Source organism: Bradyrhizobium sp. USDA 4452 (genome assembly GCF_054063575.1).
This window is the reverse complement of the sequence record NZ_JBSSGK010000001.1, coordinates 4539711-4561133: the sequence shown is the minus strand read 5'-3', so window position 1 is coordinate 4561133 and position 21423 is coordinate 4539711. Positions and strand designations below refer to the sequence as shown.

Annotated in this window: 18 protein-coding genes; 11 read left to right on the top strand and 7 right to left on the bottom strand. The window is 66.6% G+C overall.

Features of this window, described 5'->3' with window-relative positions; translation table 11 throughout:
• The first annotated feature begins 335 nt into the window (after window positions 1–335).
• On the top strand, window positions 336–1340 hold the full coding sequence (locus ACVISU_RS21890; RefSeq protein ID WP_456708280.1) for a 2-hydroxyacid dehydrogenase: 1005 nt from the start codon (window positions 336–338) through the stop codon (window positions 1338–1340).
• Between the two features lie 289 nt (window positions 1341–1629).
• On the opposite strand, the gene ACVISU_RS21885 is transcribed toward ACVISU_RS21890, so the two are convergent.
• Window positions 1630–2541: a LysR family transcriptional regulator gene (locus ACVISU_RS21885; RefSeq protein ID WP_456708279.1), complete on the bottom strand. Its 912-nt coding sequence runs from the start codon at window positions 2539–2541 to the stop codon at window positions 1630–1632.
• Between the two features lie 121 nt (window positions 2542–2662).
• On the opposite strand from ACVISU_RS21885, the gene ACVISU_RS21880 reads away from it, so the two are divergent.
• Window positions 2663–3670 carry an aldo/keto reductase gene (locus ACVISU_RS21880; RefSeq protein ID WP_456708278.1) on the top strand — a complete coding sequence of 336 codons (1008 nt, stop codon included), beginning with the start codon at window positions 2663–2665 and terminating at the stop codon, window positions 3668–3670.
• 204 nt (window positions 3671–3874) lie between these two features.
• On the opposite strand, the gene ACVISU_RS21875 is transcribed toward ACVISU_RS21880, so the two are convergent.
• The gene (locus ACVISU_RS21875; protein WP_456708277.1) at window positions 3875–4675 is read right to left on the bottom strand and encodes a HesA/MoeB/ThiF family protein; all 801 of its coding nucleotides are present in this window, start codon (window positions 4673–4675) and stop codon (window positions 3875–3877) included.
• Between the two features lie 110 nt (window positions 4676–4785).
• Here ACVISU_RS21875 and ACVISU_RS21870 point away from each other — a divergent pair, with 110 nt between their 5' ends.
• A complete protein-coding gene (locus tag ACVISU_RS21870; protein ID WP_456708276.1) occupies window positions 4786–6144 on the top strand; it encodes a serine protease in 1359 nt (452 codons plus the stop codon).
• A 42-nt stretch (window positions 6145–6186) separates the two neighbouring features.
• On the opposite strand, the gene ggt is transcribed toward ACVISU_RS21870, so the two are convergent.
• The 3 genes from ggt to mutM all read right to left on the bottom strand — a co-directional run bounded on the left by ggt (window position 6187) and on the right by mutM (window position 9377).
• Window positions 6187–7866 (bottom strand): gamma-glutamyltransferase, encoded by a 1680-nt coding sequence (ggt, locus tag ACVISU_RS21865; protein WP_456710875.1) that lies wholly within the window; start codon window positions 7864–7866, stop codon window positions 6187–6189.
• Window positions 7867–7930: 64 nt separating this feature from the next.
• Window positions 7931–8494, bottom strand: a complete 564-nt coding sequence (locus tag ACVISU_RS21860; RefSeq protein ID WP_456708275.1) for a GNAT family N-acetyltransferase — start codon at window positions 8492–8494, stop codon at window positions 7931–7933.
• 1 nt (window position 8495) lies between these two features.
• Window positions 8496–9377 carry a bifunctional DNA-formamidopyrimidine glycosylase/DNA-(apurinic or apyrimidinic site) lyase gene (gene mutM, locus ACVISU_RS21855; RefSeq protein WP_050406233.1) on the bottom strand — a complete coding sequence of 294 codons (882 nt, stop codon included), beginning with the start codon at window positions 9375–9377 and terminating at the stop codon, window positions 8496–8498.
• Between the two features lie 117 nt (window positions 9378–9494).
• Here mutM and ubiE point away from each other — a divergent pair, with 117 nt between their 5' ends.
• The 8 genes from ubiE to ACVISU_RS21815 all read left to right on the top strand — a co-directional run bounded on the left by ubiE (window position 9495) and on the right by ACVISU_RS21815 (window position 19356).
• Window positions 9495–10256, top strand: coding sequence for a bifunctional demethylmenaquinone methyltransferase/2-methoxy-6-polyprenyl-1,4-benzoquinol methylase UbiE (ubiE, locus tag ACVISU_RS21850; protein WP_456708274.1), 762 nt, complete (start codon window positions 9495–9497; stop codon window positions 10254–10256).
• Entirely contained in the window at window positions 10253–11827 is a 1575-nt protein-coding gene (gene ubiB, locus ACVISU_RS21845; RefSeq protein WP_456710874.1) for a 2-polyprenylphenol 6-hydroxylase, read from the top strand. Before ubiE ends, ubiB begins: the two co-directional genes overlap by 4 nt.
• Before the next feature lie 58 nt (window positions 11828–11885).
• On the top strand, window positions 11886–13310 hold the full coding sequence (coaBC, locus tag ACVISU_RS21840) for a bifunctional phosphopantothenoylcysteine decarboxylase/phosphopantothenate--cysteine ligase CoaBC (RefSeq protein ID WP_456708273.1): 1425 nt from the start codon (window positions 11886–11888) through the stop codon (window positions 13308–13310).
• On the top strand, window positions 13307–13765 hold the full coding sequence (gene dut, locus ACVISU_RS21835; RefSeq protein WP_050406232.1) for a dUTP diphosphatase: 459 nt from the start codon (window positions 13307–13309) through the stop codon (window positions 13763–13765). Before coaBC ends, dut begins: the two co-directional genes overlap by 4 nt.
• 319 nt (window positions 13766–14084) lie before the next feature.
• The gene (locus ACVISU_RS21830; protein ID WP_456708272.1) at window positions 14085–16595 is read left to right on the top strand and encodes an ATP-binding protein; all 2511 of its coding nucleotides are present in this window, start codon (window positions 14085–14087) and stop codon (window positions 16593–16595) included.
• Window positions 16592–18115, top strand: a complete 1524-nt coding sequence (gene tsaE / locus ACVISU_RS21825) for a tRNA (adenosine(37)-N6)-threonylcarbamoyltransferase complex ATPase subunit type 1 TsaE (RefSeq protein ID WP_456708271.1) — start codon at window positions 16592–16594, stop codon at window positions 18113–18115. Before ACVISU_RS21830 ends, tsaE begins: the two co-directional genes overlap by 4 nt.
• 87 nt (window positions 18116–18202) lie before the next feature.
• A complete protein-coding gene (locus ACVISU_RS21820) occupies window positions 18203–18523 on the top strand; it encodes a PilZ domain-containing protein (RefSeq protein ID WP_456708270.1) in 321 nt (106 codons plus the stop codon).
• 110 nt (window positions 18524–18633) lie between these two features.
• The gene (locus tag ACVISU_RS21815) at window positions 18634–19356 is read left to right on the top strand and encodes a nucleotidyltransferase family protein (RefSeq protein WP_050402163.1); all 723 of its coding nucleotides are present in this window, start codon (window positions 18634–18636) and stop codon (window positions 19354–19356) included.
• 124 nt (window positions 19357–19480) lie between these two features.
• Here ACVISU_RS21815 and ACVISU_RS21810 read toward each other — a convergent pair whose 3' ends face one another.
• Window positions 19481–20494, bottom strand: coding sequence for a DUF2891 domain-containing protein (locus tag ACVISU_RS21810; protein WP_456708269.1), 1014 nt, complete (start codon window positions 20492–20494; stop codon window positions 19481–19483).
• Window positions 20491–21393, bottom strand: coding sequence for a hypothetical protein (locus ACVISU_RS21805; RefSeq protein WP_456708268.1), 903 nt, complete (start codon window positions 21391–21393; stop codon window positions 20491–20493). The genes ACVISU_RS21810 and ACVISU_RS21805 overlap by 4 nt, the downstream gene beginning before the upstream one ends.
• Window positions 21394–21423 lie beyond the last annotated feature (30 nt).

Genomic DNA, 21423 nt, shown 5'->3' with positions numbered 1-21423 from the left:
TCCAACCCGCATCCGGCGAGCTGCAACCCAAACCCAAATCCAAACCCGTGCCCGAAGGCCGCTGCGCCAGCGGTGTTCGTTCCCCGCCCGCATGGCTCCGAGGGGTTCTTGTCTTGGCCCGGCCTTCTGCTAGAGAGGACGGAACGCCTGAGAGCCAGAACACCCGAATTTCCCGACATCGCCGCTTTGCGAAAGCCGGGGCAAGTATCGGGGAACCCTAGGAAACGCGAAGGAAACGCCGGGACAGCGCGGCTATCAGCAGTGTCGAACAACCGGGTTAATGAGGCCTCAACGGCTCGGTTTTTGGCGAGCCGCGCGCCTCATGAAAGCAGGACATGTCGGTGAAGAAAAAGCCTCTCGTCGTCGTCACTCGCAAGCTGCCGGACTCGATCGAGACCCGGATGCGCGAGCTGTTCGATGCCAGACTGAATCTCGACGACACGCCGATGACGCCGGAACAGATCGCCGAGGCGGCGAGGACCGCCGACGTGCTGGTGCCGACCGTGACCGACATGATCCGCGAGGACGTGATCAATCAGCCCGACTGCAAGCTGAAGATGATCGCCAATTTCGGCAACGGCGTCGACAATATCGACGTCACCGCCGCACATGCCCGCGGCATCACGGTGACCAACACCCCGAAGGTGCTGACCGAGGACACCGCCGATATGACCATGGCGCTGATCCTGGCGGTGCCGCGGCGCCTGATCGAGGGCGCCTCGATCCTGACCGAAGGCAAGCAGCACTGGGCGGGCTGGTCGCCGACCTGGATGCTCGGCCACCGCATCGGCGGCAAGCGCCTCGGCATCATCGGCATGGGCCGCATCGGCCAGGCCGTGGCGCGCCGCGCCCGCGCCTTCGGCCTGCAGATCCACTATCACAACCGTCGCCCGGTGGCTCCCATGATCGCCGAAGAGCTCGGGGCGACCTATTGGGAAAGTCTCGACCAGATGCTGGCGCGGATGGACATCATCTCCGTGAACTGCCCGCATACGCCGGCGACCTATCACCTGCTCTCGGCGCGGCGGCTCAAGCTGATCCGCAAAGAGGCCTATATCGTCAACACCGCGCGCGGCGAGGTGATCGACGAGGACACCCTGATCAAGCTGATCGAAGCCGGCGATGTCGGCGGCGCCGGTCTCGACGTCTATGAGCACGAGCCTGCGGTGAACCCGAAACTGGTGCGGCTCGCCAGGGCCGGCAAGGTGACGCTGCTGCCGCATATGGGCTCGGCTACCATCGAAGGCCGCGTCGAGATGGGCGAGAAAGTGATCATCAACATCCGAACCTTCCTCGACGCTCACAAGCCGCCGGATCGCGTGCTGCCGAGCATGCTGTGATTTCGCAGCTCCACCTCCCCTTGAAAAGGGGAGGTCGCTTTGCTCGCCAGAGCAAAGCGGGTGGGGATCCACTCTGTCCGCATGGAGTGTCACCTGCGGCTGGACCCCCATCCCGGTCTTCCCCCTTTCAGGGGGAAGGAGAAGAACCGTAGCCCGGATGGCGCCGCCAAAAATATCGAAAACAACCCCATGCACAGTAGCCGGTGCGGCCGATCGGGGCCCATCCTGCAATCACGCACTCGGTGCCGTCCCTGCGAAAGCAGCGACGACGATGTGGTGAGAGCTCGACCTATCTCTTCCGCCGCGCCTGCTTGCGCCAGTCGGCGACGAACGCCACGAAGGCGGCGAGCGCCGGCGGCGGCTGGCGGCGGCTCGGATAGTACAAAAACGGTCCGTCGAACGGCGGACACCAGTCGTCGAGCACGCTGACCAGCGCGCCGGACTTGATGCCGTAGCGGACATAGCCCTCGAACGTCGCCCAGTAGCCGACGCCGTCATGGACCGCACGCAAGGCGAGGCCGAGATAGGTCGCGATCAGCCTGGCCGGTGGCGAGACCTTCACGACGCGGCCGTTCTTCTCGAACTCCCAATCAAAGATCGCGCCGCTGCCGAAGCGGGTGCGGATGCAGGCGTGCTTGAGCAGATCCTTCGGATGCATCGGCCGGCCGTGCCTGGCGACATAATCGCTCGACGCCACCACCGCGTAGCGCTGCGGCGCGCCGAGCGGCACCGCCACCATGTCCTGCGCGAGATGCTCGCCATAGCGCACGCCGGCGTCAAATCCCTGCGCGACGATGTCCACGAACGCGCTCTCCGCCACGACATCGAGATCGACCTGCGGATATCTGGCGAGGAACGGCGCGATCATCGGCGCCAGCACCAGATCGACCGCGGGCGGCGGCGCGTTGATGCGCAGCCGGCCCGACGGCTCGGCGCGCAGGCCGCGGACCTCCGTGATCGCGTCCGCGACGTTGGCGATCGCCGGTGCGACGCGGGCGAGCAGCAGCTCGCCGGCCTCGGTCAGCGCGACACTGCGGGTGGTGCGGTTCATCAGGCGGACGCCGAGCCGCTCCTCCATGTCGCGCAGCCGCTGGCTGAGGCTCGAGACCGAGACGCGGCTCTCCAGCGCTGCACGCCTGAAATTGCGGGTGCGCGCCACCGCCACGAAGGCGTCGAGGTCGCGAAGGTCGAAATCCTGCATTGTTCGATATAGTGAACAACCCATTCGGGATTGTCCAGCTTATCGCGGAAGCCGGATCGGCCCATATCGGCGGCGTCATCTGCCGGCGGATCATCCGCTGCACAACTTTGGGAACACCACCATGGACGCACGCAAACTCGGTTCCACCGGCCCCACCGTTTCGCTGATCGGCCTCGGCTGCATGGGCATGTCCGACTTCTACGGCCCGACCGACCGCAGCGAGAGCATCGCCACCGTCCATGCCGCGCTCGAGGCCGGCATCACGTTGCTCGACACCGGCGACTTCTACGGCATGGGTCACAACGAGATGCTGATCGGCGAGGCGCTGAAGAGCAGGAGCCGCGACAATCTCGTGATCAGCGTCAAGTTCGGCGCGCTGCGCGATCGCAACTACGGCTTCCTCGGCTATGACTGCCGGCCCAATGCCGTGAAGAATTTCGTCGCCTATTCGCTGCAGCGGCTCGGCGTCGACCACATCGATATCTATCGGCCGGCGCGGCTCGATCCCAATGTGCCGATCGAGGACACGATCGGCGCGATGGCCGACATGATCAAGGCCGGCTGGATCAGGCACATCGGTCTGTCGGAGGTCGGCTCCGACACCATCCGCCGCGCCCACAAGGTGCATCCGATCGCCGATCTGCAGATCGAATACTCGCTGATCTCGCGCGGCATCGAGACCGACATCCTGAAGACCTGCCGCGAGCTCGGCATCGGCGTCACCGCCTATGGCGTGCTGGCACGCGGACTGATCAGCGGGCACTGGTCGAAGAACCAGGCAGGCGAAAAGGATTTCCGCCTGATGAGCCCGCGCTTCCAGGCCGGCAACATCGACACCAACCTCGCGCTCGCCGAGCGGCTGCGCGGCATCGCCGGCGAGATCGGCGCCTCTCCGGCGCAGGTTGCGATTGCCTGGGTCGCAGCGCAAGGCAAGGACATCGTGCCGCTGGTCGGCGCGCGGCGGCGCGAGCGGCTGACCGAGGCGCTCGGCGCGCTCGATGTGAGATTGACCGCGGCGCATCTTGCCGTGCTCGCCGAAGCATTTCCGCCTGGTGCTGCCGCCGGCGGCCGCTATCCGGAAGAGCACCTGCGGCACATGGACAGCGAGAAGCCCGCGACCGCGTTCTGAAAAATGATGAGATCAAGTTGAGCTAGGGAGGCATCGAAGGTTCACCTCTCCCTTGGGAGAGGTCGATTTGCGCAGCAAATCGGGTGAGGGGTTACGGTCTATCGAGAGAGCAAGAGCCCTCACCCGGATTGCTTCGCAATCCGACCTCTCCCCGCTGGGGAGAGGTGGACCGACATCGCGGTAAGCTGATTCAACCCAATTGGCTCAGAGATGCCCGCTCAGGTCGGTGATGCCTGGCGCATCGCCGTTGAGCGGGTTCTGCGGATCGCGCGCGTAGCGCAGGGTTTCGAACCGCATCGCGCGCGCATCCACCATCAGGAGGCGGCCGACCAGGCCCTCGCCGAAGCCGACGATCTCGCGGATCGCCTCCAGTGCCATCATCGATCCCATGAGGCCGGCGAGCGCGCCCATCACGCCGGCCTCGGCGCAGGCCGGCACCGTGCCCGGCGGCGGCGCTTCCGGGAACAGGCAGCGATAGGTGGGGTTGAACATGCCGTCTGCATTCTTCTCGTGTGCGCGGATCGTGGTCAGCGAACCGTCGAACTGCCCCAGCGCCGCCGTGATCAGCGGCCGCTTCGCGAGGAAGCAGGCATCGGCGACCAGATAGCGGGTTTCGAAATTATCGGAGCCGTCGAGCACGAGATCGTAATTTCCGATCAGCGCCATCGCATTGTCGGCGGTCAGCCGCACCGGATGCGCTTCGAACTTCACATGCGGATTGAGCGCATGGATCTGCGCCGCCGCGCTGTCGACCTTGCGCTTGCCGATGTCTGATGTCGTATGGATGATCTGGCGCTGCAGATTGGAGAGCGAGACGATGTCGTCATCGATCACGCCGAGCCGGCCGACGCCGGCGGCGGCCAGATACATCAGCACCGGCGCGCCGAGGCCTCCGGCGCCGATCACCAGCACCGACGCTTTCTTCAGCGCATTCTGGCCGGGGCCGCCCACCTCGCGCAGCACGATGTGGCGGGCGTAGCGTTCGAGTTCGTCAGCACTCAGCATGATGATGTCCTGCGCGCTGTTCCCTGAACCGGAGCGCGGTTGTTGCCGACCAAGCAGATGTGCTTAATTGCGTGGACGTCAATGGTTTCAGTCATTTCCCTGGATTTGTCATGAGATTGGTGCTTTCGGCAACATTGATCGTCGCGGCTGTAGGCGCGGCGCACGCCCAGTTGACGCCGCCGACGACGGCCGGGGCCAAGCCGAAAACGGTGACGACGGTGCCGGTTCGCCCCGCGCTGCAAAAGCCGGAGGATACCGCGGGCGCGATGGCGCAGGCCGAGCGGCTGGCGCTGCAATCCGACCTCGCGTGGGTCGGCGAATATAACGGCGCGATTACCGGCGACGTCAGCGAGCGCATGGTCAATGCGATCAAGGAATTCCAGAAGAACCGCGGCGGCAAGCCGACCGGCGTGCTGAACCCGCAGGAGCGCGGCGTGCTCGCCGACACCGCGCGGCGGAAGCAGGAGAGCGTCGGCTGGCGCATCGTCACCGAACCTGCCACCGGAGCGCGGCTCGGCATTCCCACAAAATTGGTGCCGCAGCTCACCAGCGATGCCTCCGGCGCCAAATGGACTTCACCCACCGGCACCGTTCAGGTGCTGCTGACCCGGCGCAAGGAAGCGAGCCCGACCACCGCAAAGGTTGCCGAGCAGGAGAAGAAGGAGCCGGCCGGCCGCACCATCGACTACACCGTGGTGAAGCCGGATTTCTTCGTGCTGTCGGGCATGCAGGGGTTGAAGAAGTTCTATCTGCGCGGCACCTTGAAGGGCGACGAGGTGCGCCTCCTCACCATCCTCTATGACCAGGCGATGCAGACCACCGTCGAGCCGGTGGTGATCGCGATGTCGAGCGCCTTCAACGCATTTCCGACGGGCGTGCAGGCCGGCCCGCCGCCGCGCAAGACGGTCGAATATGCCACCGGCGTCGTGGTCAGCGACGATGGCGCAATCATCACCGATCGCATCGCGACTGACGACTGCATCGCGCTGACGATCCCGGGCTACGGCAATGCTGATCGGGTCGCCGCCGACAAGGAGCACGACCTCGCTTTGCTGCGCATCTATGGCGCACGCGGACTGAAGCCGCTCAACATCGCGGGCCAGGCGACGCAGACCGCGCTCGACGTCACCGGCATCGCCGATCCGCAGAACCAGGGCGGCGGCGCGGCCGCGAGCAGCGTCAAGGCCGCTGCAGCGCAACTCAGCGGCGGCGATCAGGCGCTGTCACCGCCGCCCGCGATCGGGTTCTCCGGCGCGGCGGCACTCGACAGCAGCGGCAAGTTCGCCGGCATCGCGGTGCTCAAGCCGGTCATCGTTGCAGGCCCCGCAAACGCCGCGCCGCCGGCGCAAGCCGCGTTGGTGCCGGCCGACACGGTGCGCAACTTCCTGAAGGCGCACGGCGTCAACGCGTCGGGCGAATCGGCGGACGCCAAGGCCGCCGTGGTCCGCGTCATCTGCGTCAGGAAGTAAGTTCACCTCGCCCCGCTTGCGGGGATAGGGAGCCTGACCACCTCACCTCAACGCAAACCGCACCCCGGCACGAGCGAGACCGCCGGCGATGCCGACCGGCGTGCCGTCGGCGCGCCAACAGGCCGCGCCCGACATCGTACCGTCGGCGTGGAACTGGATCGCGTTCATGCCGCCGGCGACCGTCGGCACGACTTGCACCTTGTGGCCTTTCGCCGACAGCGCGGCGCGGATGGTCTCCGGCACCGCGTGCTCGACCTCCAGCGCATTGCCCTCGGTCCACACTCGCGGCGCCTCGACCGCTTCCTGCAGCTCCATGCCGTGATCGATCAGATTGATCAGCGCCTGCATCGCGCTCGGGAAGATGCGCTTTCCGCCGGGCAGGCCGAGCGCATAAACCAGTTTGCCGTCGCGCAGCGCCATCATCGGCGACATCGAGGTGGTGACGCGCTTGCCTGCGGCCAGCGACAGCGCGTGTCCCGGCCGCGGATCGAACAGGTTCATGTAGTTGTTCGGCACGGTGCCGAGGCCCGGGATCAGGATCTTGGCGCCGAACAGATTGTTGATGGTCTGGGTGGTCGCGACCACGTTGCCCATCGCATCCGCCGCAGTCATGTGCGTGGTGTGCGCGCTTTCGAGCTGGCTGACGCCGGCGCCCCACGCCTGCGCGCGGTCGGGATCGATGGCGCGGCGGCGCTCCTCGGCATAGGCCTTGGAGGTGAGCCGCTCCACCGGCACGTTGATATAGGCGGGGTCGCCGCTCGCAGCTTCGCGGTCGGCAAAGGCGATCTTCAGCACCTCGGCAAGATAATGGATCGTCTCGGTCGTGCCGAAGCCGAGGCCTGCGATGTCATAGCCTTCGAGGATGTTGAGCATCTGCGTGATGTGCACGCCCGACGCTGCCGGCGGCGGGGGCCCGAGGATTTCCCAGCCGCGGTAGTCACAGCGGATCGGCTGCCGCTCGACGGTCTTGTAGGTCGCAAGATCCTCCTGCGCGATGAAGCCGCCGTGCTTCGTCATGTAGTCGACCAGGATGTCGCCGAGCGGTCCCTGATAGAGCGCGTTGTCGCCATGGTCGGCGATGTATCTCAGCGTCTCGGCATATTCGGCCTGCACCACCCGCTCGCCCGGCTTCAGCGGGGTGCCGCCAGGCAGATAGATCGCCGCAATCGGCTTGTCCTTCAGCATCTCCTCAGCGCCGTCGGTGATGCATTCATGCAAGTAAGGCGTCGCCGCGTAGCCGCGCGCGGCGTGCTTGATCGCGGGCTGCATCACGTCGGCGAGGCTCATGGTGCCGAAGCGGCGCAGCGTTTCGCACCACGCCTTCAGCGAGCCCGGCACCGCGACCGCCTTCGGCCCGTTCAAATTCTCGTTGCCGACGGTATCGAACACGTCATGCGCCGAGCCGGGCTTCGATATGTACGTATCCGGCCGCACCGCCTTCGGCACCGTGCTCTGGCCGTCGATGAAGCGATGGCTGCCGTCGGCGAGGCGGATATGCGCCATGCCGCCGCCGATGATGCCGACCATCATCGGCTCGACCACCGTCAGCGTGAACAGCGTCGCGATCGCTGCATCGATCGCATTGCCGCCGGCGGCCAGCATCTCGGCGCCGGCGCTCGATGCCAGCGGATGATTGCTCACCACCATGCCGCGGCTAGAGGTAGCTGGCTGCTTCTCGCACTGAAAGCTCGTCGCGGCGCGATCGCGCCAATTGCCGTTCATCGCCATTGTGTTCTCGTTTTTTGGGGAGCGATCGGCGCCATGTTCTCCGGCCCCGCAGGCGCGGTCAAGCCGTCGGTCGATCACGCAGCCAGGTCTCGCGCGTAACCTTCCACTTCTCCGCCCGGGACTCGCCATTGTGGTGCGGAAGCTCGACGAGGCCGACGAATTCGGCGCCGGTCTTCTGCTTGACCCTGCGCGAGGCGACGTTGGACTGCGCATTGCAGACATGGAAGTGATGGAGGCCGAGCGTCAGGAAGGCGAAATCATTCACCGCGGCGATCGCCTCGGTCATCAAGCCCTGATTCCAGAAAGGCTCTGCAAGCCAGAAGCCGCGATTGCCCTTGCGGCCGTCGGCGCGCGGCCGGAAATTGATGCTGCCGATCGCCTCGCCGTCACCGTCGCGCAACACCAGCACCCATTGATAGCTTTCCTCGCCGGCCGCGATCTTGTGCAGCTCGCGCTTGATGAAGCTCTCCGCGCCGTCGTCGGGATAGGGCCACGGCACCACCGTGGCGAGGGTCCTGATCACGTTCCAATTGTTGAAGTGATGCTGGATCGCCGCGGCATCCGACAGCGCAAGCGGCCGCAGGATCAGCCTCCGCGTCTCGATGCGCGGTGTCTCGAACATGTTACTTCTGGCACTTCGGGCACCAGAACGTGGAGCGGCCGTTCTGGGTGAAGCGCCGGACGATGCCCTCGCAGCCCGAGGTGCGGCAGGTCTCGCCCTCACGGTCGTAGACCTGGAATGAATGCTGGAAGTAGCCGAGGTCGCCGTTGGTCAAGCGATGGTCGCTGATCGAGGAACCGCCGGCCTTGATCGCCTGGTTGAGCACCGAATGGATCGCATCGACCAGCCGTTTGGCGTGGTCGGTCGGCTCGGCTTTCTTCGTCGCCAGCGTCGCGGCCAATCGCCGCGGCGACAGATGCGAGCGAAACAGCGCCTCGCAGACGTAGATGTTGCCAAGTCCCGCCACCACGCGCTGATCGAGCAGCGCGGCCTTCAGGCTGGTCTTCTTGTTGTGGCAGGAGCGCGCCAGCATCGCGGCGTCGAATTCGTTGCCGAGCGGCTCAGGTCCGAGCCCCTTCAGCAGCGGCTCATCCTCGATCGCGTTGCGGGCAATGATCTTCATGTAACCGAAGCGCCTCGGATCGTTGAACACGACCGCCGCGCCCGACGACATGTGGAACACGACGTGATCATGCGCGCGGTCATCACTGCGCGGATGGTGGAATTGCCCCGGCGTCGCACCGTCTTCGTCCTTGAGCACCCGAAACGAGCCCGACATGCCCAGATGCATCAGCAGCACGTCGCCGGAGTTCAGGTCCGCCATCAGATATTTGGCACGGCGGCCGAGCCCGGTGATGGTCTGGCCCTCAAGCCGGGCGATAAAGTCTTTTTGAAACGGAAACCGCAAATCCTTGCGGCGGGCCTCGGCCTTGAGGATTTTGGAGCCTTCCATGGCCGGCTGCAGGCCGCGGCGGACGGTCTCGACTTCGGGTAATTCCGGCATGGCAGGCATTCACCTTTTGGAAGTGACGTGATAGCGCCATTGCGGCCGCCGCGCTATGGTTTGGCTGGGCGCTTTCGAGCGAAGAAAACGCGACCAAAAGGGTAAGAGTTCTGAGTGATGGATCGGCCGGATCAAACCACCCATTTCGGCTTCAGGGACGTGCCCCTGGGCGAGAAGCAGACGCTGGTGAACGATGTGTTTCACAGCGTGGCACGGCGCTACGACCTGATGAACGATCTGATGTCGGCAGGCCTGCACCGGGCCTGGAAGGACGTCATGATCACGGCGCTCGACCCGCCGAAAGGCGACCGGCCGTTCGCGCTGCTCGACGTCGCCGGCGGCACCGGCGACATCGCGTTCCGGGCCGCCAAGGCCGCGGGCACCGGCTTCCATGCCACGGTCTGCGACATCAATACCGACATGCTCGCCGTCGGCCGCGAGCGCGCCGCCAGGCAGCATCTCGACGACCGCGTGTCGTTCGTCGAGGGCAATGCCGAGTCGCTGGGCTTCGCCGATCGTTCGTTCGACGCCTACACGATCGCGTTTGGAATCCGCAACGTGCCGCAGATCGACCTTGCGCTGCGCGAGGCCTATCGGGTGCTCAAGCCGGGCAGCCGCTTCCTGTGCCTGGAATTCTCCACCGTCGACGTCCCCGGCCTCGACAAAATCTACGATCTGTTTTCCTTCAAGGTGATCCCGCCGCTCGGCCGCGCCGTCACCGGTGACGCCGAGTCCTATCAATATCTGGTCGAGTCGATCCGTAAATTCCCGCGGCCGAACGCGTTCGCCGACATGATCGGCGCCGCCGGCTTTGCGCGCGTGAAATGGCAGAGTCTCTCCGGCGGCATCGTGGCGCTGCATTCGGGCTGGCGTTTGTGATCTCTGCACTGACCCACATCTCGCGCCTTGCCCGCGCCGGTTTCGTGTTTGCGCGCGAGGGCGTGTTCGGCGTCGTCGATCCCGCGCTGGTGCCGCCGCCCGGGCAGCTCGCGCTGAAGCTGGCGCGGCTGATCGAGCGCCGCTCCGCCAAGTCCGGTCCGCGGCTGTCGCGCGCGCTGACCCGGCTCGGGCCCGCCTATCTCAAGCTCGGGCAATTCCTCGCCACCCGCCCCGACGTGGTCGGCGTCGCGATGGCGCGCGATCTCGAAAGCCTGCAGGACCGGCTGCCGCCGTTCGCGCAGGAGGAGGCCGAGACTGTCATCGCGCAATCGCTGGAACGGCCGCTGGCGCAGGCCTTCGTGCGGCTGGGTCCGGCGGTGGCCGCAGCCTCGATCGCGCAGGTGCATCGCGGCGAGGTCGAGCGCGACGGCGTGCGGCAGCAGGTTGCAGTCAAGGTGCTCCGGCCCAATGTCGCCGCGCGCTTCCGCCGCGACCTCAGCGACTTCTTCTTTGTCGCGCACAAGGCCGAAGCGCATTCCGCCGAGGCGCGTCGCTTGCGGCTGATCGAAGTCATCAACACGATGTCGCGCTCGGTCGCGATGGAGATGGACCTGCGGCTCGAGGCGGCCGCGCTGTCCGAGATGGCCGAGAACACCCGCGACGATCCGGATTTCCGTGTGCCGGCTGTGGACTGGGATCGCACCGCGCACAGCGTGCTGACGATGGAGTGGATCGACGGAATCGCGCTGAACGACCACGCTCGCCTTGCGCAGGCCCAGGTCGACCTGCCGGACCTTGGCCGCAAGGTGATCCAGAGCTTCCTGCGCCACGCGCTGCGCGACGGCTTCTTCCATGCCGACATGCATCCGGGCAATCTGTTCCTCGACGACGCCGGCCGCCTCGTTGCGGTGGATTTCGGCATCATGGGGCGGCTCGGGCTGAAGGAGCGGCGCTTCCTCGCCGAGATCCTGCTCGGCTTCATCACCCGCGACTATCGCCGCGTCGCCGAGGTGCATTTCGAGGCCGGCTATGTCCCGGGCCACCATTCGGTGGAGAATTTCGCACAGGCGATCCGCGCCATCGGCGAGCCGATCCACAACCGCACCGCCGAGGAAATCTCGATGGCGAAGCTGCTGACGCTTCTGCTCGAGGTCACCGGCCTGTTCGACATGCAGACGCGCCCCGAACTGATCCTGCTGCAGAAGACCATGGTGGTGGTCGAGGGCGTGGCGCGCGGCTTCGATCCCAAGCTCGACATCTGGAAGATCGCCGACCCCGTGGTGCGCGAATGGATCACGCACAATCTCGGCCCGGCCGGCCGGATTCAGGGCGCGATATCGGGTGTGGGCGAGCTCAGCCGCATCATCGCCAATTTGCCGTCGATCGCCAGCCGCGCCGTCACGGTGCTCGAGCAGCTCGAGACCATGACGCGGGAGGGCCACATGTTGTCGTCGGATTCGATCGACGAAATGGCCCGCGCCGAGGCCCGCAAGGCGCGGGTGCAGACCGTCGGCCTTTGGGTCATTGCCGCCGCCCTGATCGCAATCTTTTTCGCCATCCGGGCGCACTGATTGCAATGCATGCACCATGTGATAGCATCGCTATCACAATGATGCCTGAGGGCACGCCATGGCCAGCCTGACCATCCGCAAACTCGACGACAATTTGAAAGCCTATCTGCGGCTGCGCTCCGCCAGGAACGGGCGCTCGGTCGAGGAGGAGATCCGGGTGATCCTCCGCGAGCTCGCAGAGGGCGGTACGGAGCTCACGGAGGCGCCGGCGGCGGGTTCCCTGACGGTTACAGCCTCTGTACCACGGGTCACCAGCGCGGCCGGCGAGCCCAGGGTGACCCTGATCATCGGCGGCGGGATTGCGGCCTATAAGGCGCTGGACCTGATCCGGCGGCTCAAGGAGCGGCACATCCAGGTCCGCTGCGTGCTGACCAAGGCGGCGCAGCAGTTCGTGACGCCGCTGGCCGCCAGCGCGCTGTCGCATGAGCGCGTCTACACCGACCTGTTCGACGCCGAGAGCGAATTCGACGCCGGCCATATCCGGCTGGCGCGGGATTGCGACCTGATCGTGGTGGCGCCGGCGACCGCCGACCTGATGGCCAAGATGGCGCAGGGCCATGCCGACGACCTCGCCACCGCCACCCTGCTGGCGGCCAACCGGCCGATCCTGCTGGCGCCGGCGATGAACCCCTTGATGTGGAACAATCCGGCTACCCGCCGCAATGTGCTGCAACTGCGCCGCGACGGCGTCCACACCGTCGGCCCCAATGCGGGCGAGATGGCGGAGGCCGGCGAGGCCGGCGTCGGGCGGATGGCCGAGCCTGTCGAGATCGCTGCCGCCGCCGACCGCATGCTGCGGCCGCCGCAGCCGCGCCCGCTCGCCGGCAAGCGCGTGCTGATCACCGCCGGCCCGACCCACGAGGCGATCGATCCGGTCCGCTACATCGCCAATCGCTCGTCCGGCAAGCAGGGCTTTGCGATCGCCACCGCCGCGCGCGCCGCCGGCGCCGAGGTCGTGCTGGTGACCGGCCCGGTCGAGCTCGGCGACCCCGCCGGGATCTCCGTGATGCGCGTGGAATCCGCGCGCGACATGCTGCACCGGGTCGAGGCCGCGCTGCCGGTCGACGTCGCGATCTTTGCGGCCGCGGTCGCCGACTGGCGGGTCGCCACCGAAGGCAGCCAGAAGCTGAAGAAGACCGCAGCCGGCATGCCGCCGCTGCAGCTGGTCGAGAACCCCGACATCCTCGCGACGATCTCGAAACTGAAGGAGAAGCGGCCGCCGCTGGTGATCGGCTTCGCCGCCGAGACCGAGCATCTGATCGAGAACGCCAAGGCCAAGTTCGCCCGCAAGGGCTGCGACTGGATCGTCGCCAACGACGTCTCGCCGGCGACCGGCGTGATGGGCGGCGACCGCAACACCGTTCATTTGCTCTCGCGCGAGGGCAAGGATGTCACCGTCGACTCCTGGCCCGTGATGACCAAGGAAGAAGTCGCGACCGCGCTGGTGTCGCGGATCGCAAGAGAAGTAGGAATCGCATCGTGAGCGCCACCATCAAGGTCGAAGTCCGCCAATTGCCGCATGGCGCAGACCTTCTGCTGCCGATCTACCAGACCGCCGACGCGGCCGGCCTCGACCTGCTTGCGGCCGTGCCGCAATCGGCGCCGCTGCTGCTGCTGCCGGGCCGCTACGAAATGGTTCCGACCGGACTGACGATCGCGCTGCCGCCGGGCTATGAGGCCCAGGTGCGGCCGCGTTCCGGCCTCGCCGCCAAATACGGCGTCACGGTGCTGAACTCGCCCGGCACGATCGACGCCGACTATCGCGGCGAGATCAATGTGCTACTGGTCAATCACGGCCACGAGGTATTCCCGATCCGGCGTGGCGAGCGCATCGCGCAAATGGTGATCGCGCCGGTCACCAGGGCCGAGCTGGTTCCGGTCGACGTGCTGCCGGCGACCGATCGCGGCAGCGGCGGCTTCGGCTCGACCGGGCGCTAGAATGGCGACCGGAGAAGTGTGCGGCGCTCTCCGGCAGATCACGCTCCCCCGCGTGAATACGGAGTCAATTCGCGTAAAATCCACATCGCCAGCCGCATTTTTTCACAGCGGATTCTGCGTTCACGGTCTGGACTCTTACTCGCCGAGTCCGGTTGGGACTATTCTGGATTGATTCGAGCGCGACGGGGGGTCTTCGTCGGGCTGTCGGGTCCTGCTTGGGCATGATCCCCGGACAAACGTCCAACGTTTGCCGTGAGGGAATAGCGGTTCTGCTGCTTTCCGGATCATGCCTTAAGGTTTGTGCGTTCTGGGGCAACATATGTCGGGCGTAGTCGCGGCAATGCGTCGAACCCTGCTGTCATGCACCTCACTGGCGCGCGACGGCATGCTTGGGCTCGCCATGTCAGCATTGCTGCCGGCCCGCGCCTCGTTCGCCGCCGAGAGCCTGGTCGCCAAGGCGCTGTCGGACCATCTCGGCTTCAATCACCAGGAGGTCGCGGTTCTCGCGACCTCGTTCGCGCTGGTCGGCTTCTCGGCCGTCGCCGCGATCCTTCTGATGCGTACCCGCCTGCGCGCGACGCGGAACGAGGAGCAGCTGCAATCCGAGATCACGGACCTGCAGGCGCAGTCGGACCGGCTGCGGGCGCTGCTGTTCGTCGAGCCGCAGGTCCTGATCTCCTGGGCCGCGGGCGACAACCGGCCGCAGATCTCGGGCGACATCTCGCTGGTGATGTCGCAGGAAAGCGCGCCGCAACGCATCCTCGCGTTCGGAACCTGGCTGCCGCCCGAGCCGGCGCTGCAGATGGATCACGCGGTCGACGCGCTGCGCGAGAAGGGCGAGGCGTTCCTGCTCAACCTCTCGACCTCGGCTGGCCGCGCCATCGAGGCGATGGGCCGCGCGATCGGCGGCCAGGCCATCGTGCGGATCCGGGAACTTGGCGGCCTGCGCCGCGAGCTTGCCGAGTCCAACCTGCGCTACAAGACGCTGCAGGAGGAGACCGAGCTGCTGCGCGATTTCGCCGCCGCCGCGCCATGGCCGATCTGGGCCAAGAGTCTCGAGGGCAATCTGCGCTATGCCAACGCGGCCTATGTCCGCGCCACCGAAGGCAAGAGCGTGTCGGACGCGCTGCAGCGCAACCTCGAACTGCTCGAAAGCGACCAGCGCAGCGAACTGACCCGCGCGCTGAACGACAACGCCCATTATGCCGCCCGGCTGCCGATCGTCGTCAGCGGCGAGCGGCGGATCTACGACGTCCAGGCGCTGAAACTCTCCGGCGGCAGCGCCGGCATTGCGATCGACGCCAGCGAAGCCGCGGCGCTGCGCGCGGCGATCGCGCGGATGGTCGAAGCGCACCGGCGCACCCTCGATCAGCTCTCCTCGGGCGTCGCGGTGTTCGATGCCGACCGGCGGCTCACCTTCTACAACGAGTCCTATCGGCGGCTGTGGGGCCTCGACCAGGCCTTCCTCGACAGCAACCCGGACGATTCCAGCGTGCTCGACCGGCTGCGCGCCAACCGCAAGCTGCCCGAGCAGCCGGACTTCCGCGCCTGGAAGGCCAAGCTGCACGAGGCCTATCGCGCGGTCGAAGCCGAGACCTACACCTGGTTCCTGCCCGACGGCCGCGCCATCAGCGTCGTCACCACGCCGAATCTCGAAGGCGGCGTAACCTACCTGTTCGACAACGTCACCGAGAGCCTGGACCTCGCGCGCCGCTACGACCGCCTGACCCGGGTGCAGCGCGAGACCCTCGACAATCTCGGCGAGGCGGTCGCGGTGTTCGGCAGCAACGGCCGCGCCGAGCTGTTCAACCCGCCGTTCGCCAAGATGTGGAAGCTGCCGGCCGATGCGCTGCAGGGCGAACCGCATATCGAGGCGGTGGAAGCGCTGTGCCGGCCGCTGTTCGACGACGCGCCGACCTGGCGGACACTGCGCGAGCAGATCACCGCGATCGAGAACCGCGCCCAGGTCGCGCTCAAGCTCGAGCGCAAGGATGGCAGCGTGCTGAATTGCATGACGGTGCCGCTGCCGGACGGCAAGACCCTGCTGGCCTTCCAGGACATCACCGACACCGAAAATGTCGAGCGGGCGCTGCGCGAGCGCAACGAGGCGCTGGAAGCCGCCGACCAGATGAAGGTGGATTTCGTCCACCACGTCTCCTACGAGCTGCGCGCGCCGCTCACCACCATCATCGGCTTCGCGCATTTCCTCAGCGATCCCTCGACCGGGCCGCTGACGCCGAAGCAGGCCGAATATCTCGACTACGTCACCAAATCGACCAACGCGCTGCTGGCGCTGACCAACAACATTCTCGATCTCGCCACCATCGACGCCGGCGCGATGAAGCTCGAGCTCGGCCCGGTCAATATCGGTCAGGCGATCGAGGCCGCCGCCGAAGGCATCCAGGACCGTCTCGCAACCGACCGCATCACGCTCAAGGTCGATATCGAGCCCAACATCGGCGCCTTCGTCGGCGACGAGCGGCGCGTGGTGCAGGTGCTCTATAATCTGCTCGCCAATGCGGTCGGCTTCTCGCCGCATGACGCCACCGTCACGATCAGCGCGCACCGCACCGAGCACAGCGTGGTGTTTGCGGTGACCGACGCCGGTCCCGGCATTCCGGCCGAGATGCGCGACAAGGTGTTCAACTGGTTCGAGAGCCATTCGCACGGCTCCCGGCACCGCGGCGCCGGGCTCGGCCTGTCGCTGGTCCGCTCCTTTGTCGAACTGCATGGCGGACGGGTGCGCGTCGATTCGACCGTAGGCCGCGGCACGACCGTGACCTGCGACTTCCCGATCGACCAGACCGCCCATCGCAACGCCGCGGAATGACGGCGACCTCGACATTCTCGGTGGCGCTCGCGAACGAAGCCGCGACGTCAGAGCTGATGGCCGACCTTGCGCTCCTGATCGGCGCCGGCGACGTCATCACGCTGTCGGGTGACCTCGGCGCCGGCAAGACCGCGGCCGCCCGCGCGCTGATCCGCTACATCGCGGCCGACGATGCGCTGGAAGTGCCGAGCCCGACCTTCACGCTGGCGCAGACTTACGAGCTGCCGTCGTTTCCGCTGGTTCATGCCGACCTCTACCGCATCAACGATGCCAGCGAACTCGAGGAGATCGGGCTGTCGCCAATGCCCGACGACACCGTGGCGCTGATCGAGTGGCCCGAGCGCGCGCCGGACGCGATGCCCGCGGACCGCATCGACATCGCGTTCAGCCACCGCCCGGCGCTCGGATCGGCCGCACGCGCAGCCGAGATCACCGGCTTTGGCAAGGGTGCGGCGAAGGTCGCGCGGCTGCACGAGCTACGCCAGTTCCTCGAGCGAAGCGGCTTCCTCAATGCCCGGCGCGAGCGGATGCCGGGCGACGCCTCGACGCGCTCCTATGCGCGACTGCGCAACGACGACGGCAGCGTCATCCTGATGAACTCGCCGCGCCGCCCCGACGGCCCGGCGATCTACGACGGCCGATCCTACAGCGCCGCGGTGCATCTCGCCGAGGACGTCAGGCCGTTCGTCGCGATCGGAAACGGCCTGCGCAAGCACGGCTTCTCCGCACCGGCGATCCGCCACATCGATCTCGAATCGGGCTTCCTGATCACCGAGGATCTCGGCGCCGAAGGCGTGATCGAGGGCGATCCGCCGCAGCCGATCGCCGAGCGTTACGAGGCCGCCGTCGACATGCTGGCGGCGCTGCATCGCGAGGTGCTGCCCGACACGCTGCCGCTGACAGCAGACGAGAGCTACGCCATCCCGGTGTTCGATATCGACGCCTGGCTGATCGAGATCGGGCTGATGCTCGAATGGTACCTGCCCGACCGCGGCGTCCAGGTCAGCGATGAGCTCCGCGCCGACTTCCTCGGGATGTGGCGCGGCCTCTTGCAGAAGCCCGCCGCGGCGCCACAGACCTGGGTGATCCGCGACTTCCATTCGCCGAACATCATCTGGCTTGCCGAGCGCACCGGCATTCTGCGCGTCGGCATCATCGACTTCCAGGACGCGCTGCTCGGCCCTGCGGCCTATGACGTGGTGTCGCTGCTGCAGGACGCGCGGATCGATGTACCCGAGCAGCTCGAGCTGTCGCTCCTGACCCGCTACATCAAGGCGCGGCGCGCCACAGACGAGAGCTTCGATGCCGCCGGCTTCGCCGAGCTCTATGCGATCATGTCGGCGCAGCGCAACACCCGTCTGCTCGGCACCTTTGCGCGGCTCAACCGCCGCGACGGCAAACCGCAATATCTGAAGCACCAGCCGCGGATCTGGACCTACCTCGAACGGTCGCTGGCGCATCCGGCACTGGCCACCTTCCGGATCTGGTACACAGCTAACGTCCCTCCCCCGGTACCTTAGTTTACGGGTTATTAGCCTCAGCTCCCCTAAGGTCGCGGAGGCCGTACCTCATCCAGGGCGCGGCCTGATCGGGAGCGGGACCACACGATGGGGACGGAACGACGCAGGGGCGATCGTGTCACGTTTGAGCGCGGCATAGCCGCGCACATGATGGGCATTGACGGCACCTGGCGGCGCGACTGCACCATGGAAGACGTGTCGGAGACGGGCGCCAAGCTGACCGTCGAAGGCTCGGTCGAGGGCCTGAACCTGAAGGAGTTCTTTCTGCTGCTGTCGTCCACAGGATTGGCCTATCGACGCTGCGAGCTGGCGTGGGTCAATGGCGACCAGATCGGCGTCAACTTCCTTAAACAAGGCGACAAGAAGAAGAAAACTGCCAGGCGCGGCGCGCAGGCTGCCGACGTCTAGGCCCCGTTGCCGTCTTACGGCCGTCATGTCCCGTGACTATGGCGGATATGATTGCCGAATCGCCGTGATATGATCGGCGCCGAGAGATGATGACCGAGAATATCAGGAAAATGCCCGTCACTCCCCACAAGGCTATGGTGCTCGCTGCGGGCCTCGGCGTACGCATGCGCCCACTGACCAACACGATGCCGAAGCCGCTGGTGAGCGTCGCCGGCCAGCCGCTGCTCGACCATGTGCTCGACAAGCTCGCCGGCGCCGGCGTCAGCGAAGCGGTCGTGAATGTGCACTATCTGCCCGACCAGATCATCGAGCACGTCAAGCCCCGCAGCCGCCCGCGCGTCATCATCTCCGACGAACGCGACGAGGTGCTCGGCACCGGCGGCGCGGTCGTGAAGGCGCTGCCGCTGCTCGGCGATGCGCCGTTTTTCCATCTCAATGCCGACACGATGTGGATCGACGGCGTGCGCTCCAACCTGTCGCGGCTGGCGGAAACTTTCGATCCCGCGCGGATGGATATCCTGCTGCTGATGGCGCCGACAGCCTCGAGCATCGGCTATAGCGGCCGCGGCGACTACTCGATGCTGCCGGACGGCGCGCTGCGCAAGCGGCGCGAGAACCAGGTGGTGCCGTTCGTCTATGCCGGCGCCGCGATCATGTCGCCGGCGCTGTTCGCCGACGCTCCGGCCGGCGAATTCTCGCTGACCAAGATGTTCGACCGCGCCAACGAGCAGGAACGGCTGTTCGGCCTGCGCCTCGACGGCGTCTGGATGCATGTCGGGACCCCCGACGCGATCCTGGCCGCGGAAGAAGCCTACCTGGAAAGCGTCGCGTAGAGCCTGGCGAGATTAGCCTGAGATAGAACGGCATCGCACGTTCACCTCTCCCTTGGGAGAGGTGAACCGAGACCGCGCCAAGCCGATTCGACCGAAACTCGTCCTCCTTTAGGCAAGGCTGTCGTCAATCAGCGCTGTCGATGGCGAGCACTGCAAAGCTCGCGAGCCAGTGTTCGCCCATATAGTCGCCGGCGATATGCGGCAGGCCGGCGTCGAGATGATCTCGCGCAGCATCCAGCAGAATCGGACGACGCGGATCGGCTTCCGGCAACGCACCAGCCAGCGCGCGCCAGCACCAGGCGCGGCTGAGATTGAGTCCGTCGAGATGCGCGAGCTTGCCGTCGGTGCGATCGGTGACGGTGGCGGGCCTGAACAGGGTTGCGGGTTCGCGTTGCGCCAACCGCGGCAGGAAGCGGTCGAACCAGGGCAGGAAGTCGCGAGGCCCCAGCAGCCGGCGCATGCATTCGGCTTCGATCAGCGCAGGCGACTGGAAATCGTCGCCGCTCGGCTCGCCCCAGGCGGGGCAATCCTGATCGGCGCCGTACCAGCGCAGCGCGGTCTCGCGCAGCAGCGCATTGAGCGCATCGTCCTGCGTCACCGCGGCATAGTCGGCGGCCATGCGAAGCCCGAACGCCGTGTTGAAGTGTGTCCCGACCCGCACCGGATAGGTGGCGAGCGGCAGGAAATCGCGGAAGCGCTGCGCGAAGATTGCGGCCAGCGGCGCGATCTGCTCGTACCACCGCGCCGCGTCGAGCAGCGCGAGCTCTGCCGCCAGCTTCAACAGCCAGCCCCAGCCGTAAGGCCGCTTGAAGCCACGCGCGGTCGGTGCCGCAAGATAGGCGCATTCGGCCGCGACCTTCTCGTCAACGAACTGTGCGTCGAACAGTGTGCGGATATCGCCCGCTACGTCGGATACCGGATAGCGACGGAGCAACCGGGCGAGCATCCAGTAGCTATGGACGCAGGAGTGCCAGTCATAGCTGCCGAAGAACACCGGATGCAGCTCGCGCGGCGTGCGCGCGTCCTTCGGTCCCGCCAGCACATGATCCGGCTTGTTCGGATACTCGCGCGTGACATGGCCGAGCGCGATGCGGGCGAAACGCGCGGCGAGGTCTTCAGTCAGGATCGTCTCGCTCATGATGAGGCTTTCTCCTTGCGCTCGCGCCGGACCAGCAGCTCGATCAGCCGCGGCATCATATAGATCGGAAACTGCGTGGCGGCGAAGAACAGCGCCGTCATCGGCGACACCGCCGCGCCCATCGCCGACCAGACCAGTCCGACATTGCGGTTGCTCAGAATGAGGCCCGTGGTCAGCCGCTCGGCCAGCGGACCCGGCGTGAGCAGCGCGCCGAACGCCTGCAGCGCGAGATTGCAGGCGAAGGCAAGGCCCGCCAAGGTCAGCGCGGTGGCCGGCTGCGCTGCGATCTGTGCGCGCACCCCCGCCATGGTCGAGATCGCGAACACCAGCAGCGCGGCGAGCACAAATGCATCGATGATGCGCGAATGCCGCGCCAATTGCGCAGCGGCCTGGCGGCGCAGCAAGAGCGCCAGCGCGCCGGAACCGACCACCAGCAGCGCGAGCCGCGCGGCGAGCGCCAGTGGATCGAGCGCGAGACCGGCAAATCCCGCTGCGATCAGCGGAACCGTGATCGGCGCCAGCACCATCGACAGCAGCGTCACGGCGAGCGGAATGGTCGCGTCGAAGCCGAGCATGCGTGCGACCGCCGCCGTGCCGGTCGACGGCGGCGCGCACACCGACAGCACCAGCGCCACGATCAGCTCGGTGCGAAATCCGGCGCCGCGCGCGGCGAAGCCGACCGCAAGCGGGCAGGCCAGCATCGCCAGCGCTGGCAGCAGCAGCGAGACCAGCGGTCGCGCCAGCGCACGCCGGAACGCCGCGGCGTCGACCTGGAGAAAAGTCCCCAGCGCCAGCACGAAGATCGCCGCCGCCATCAGTGGGCGCACGCTGTCCGCCAAGGCAGGGAAAGCCAGTCCGGCCAGGACGCCGATGACCAGCAAGGTCGGCCCGCGCGGCATCAGTCTCGCGAATGAGTCTTTCCGCCTCGT

Excerpts from the sequence above, each read along its gene's own strand:
- ACVISU_RS21810 (WP_456708269.1), bottom strand. The coding sequence starts at position 20,494 with ATGAGCGAGACGATCCTGACTGAAGACCTCGCCGCGCGTTTCGCCCGC.
- ACVISU_RS21885 (WP_456708279.1), bottom strand. The coding sequence starts at position 2,541 with ATGCAGGATTTCGACCTTCGCGACCTCGACGCCTTCGTGGCGGTGGCG.
- ACVISU_RS21830 (WP_456708272.1), top strand. The coding sequence starts at position 14,085 with ATGTCGGGCGTAGTCGCGGCAATGCGTCGAACCCTGCTGTCATGCACC.
- ACVISU_RS21860 (WP_456708275.1), bottom strand. The coding sequence starts at position 8,494 with ATGTTCGAGACACCGCGCATCGAGACGCGGAGGCTGATCCTGCGGCCG.
- ACVISU_RS21820 (WP_456708270.1), top strand. The coding sequence starts at position 18,203 with ATGGGGACGGAACGACGCAGGGGCGATCGTGTCACGTTTGAGCGCGGC.
- ACVISU_RS21870 (WP_456708276.1), top strand. The coding sequence starts at position 4,786 with ATGAGATTGGTGCTTTCGGCAACATTGATCGTCGCGGCTGTAGGCGCG.
- coaBC (WP_456708273.1), top strand. The coding sequence starts at position 11,886 with ATGGCCAGCCTGACCATCCGCAAACTCGACGACAATTTGAAAGCCTAT.
- ACVISU_RS21805 (WP_456708268.1), bottom strand. The coding sequence starts at position 21,393 with ATGCCGCGCGGGCCGACCTTGCTGGTCATCGGCGTCCTGGCCGGACTG.
- ACVISU_RS21890 (WP_456708280.1), top strand. The coding sequence starts at position 336 with ATGTCGGTGAAGAAAAAGCCTCTCGTCGTCGTCACTCGCAAGCTGCCG.
- ggt (WP_456710875.1), bottom strand. The coding sequence starts at position 7,866 with ATGAACGGCAATTGGCGCGATCGCGCCGCGACGAGCTTTCAGTGCGAG.
- mutM (WP_050406233.1), bottom strand. The coding sequence starts at position 9,377 with ATGCCGGAATTACCCGAAGTCGAGACCGTCCGCCGCGGCCTGCAGCCG.
- ACVISU_RS21815 (WP_050402163.1), top strand. The coding sequence starts at position 18,634 with ATGCCCGTCACTCCCCACAAGGCTATGGTGCTCGCTGCGGGCCTCGGC.
- ACVISU_RS21875 (WP_456708277.1), bottom strand. The coding sequence starts at position 4,675 with ATGCTGAGTGCTGACGAACTCGAACGCTACGCCCGCCACATCGTGCTG.
- ACVISU_RS21880 (WP_456708278.1), top strand. The coding sequence starts at position 2,663 with ATGGACGCACGCAAACTCGGTTCCACCGGCCCCACCGTTTCGCTGATC.
- ubiE (WP_456708274.1), top strand. The coding sequence starts at position 9,495 with ATGGATCGGCCGGATCAAACCACCCATTTCGGCTTCAGGGACGTGCCC.
- tsaE (WP_456708271.1), top strand. The coding sequence starts at position 16,592 with ATGACGGCGACCTCGACATTCTCGGTGGCGCTCGCGAACGAAGCCGCG.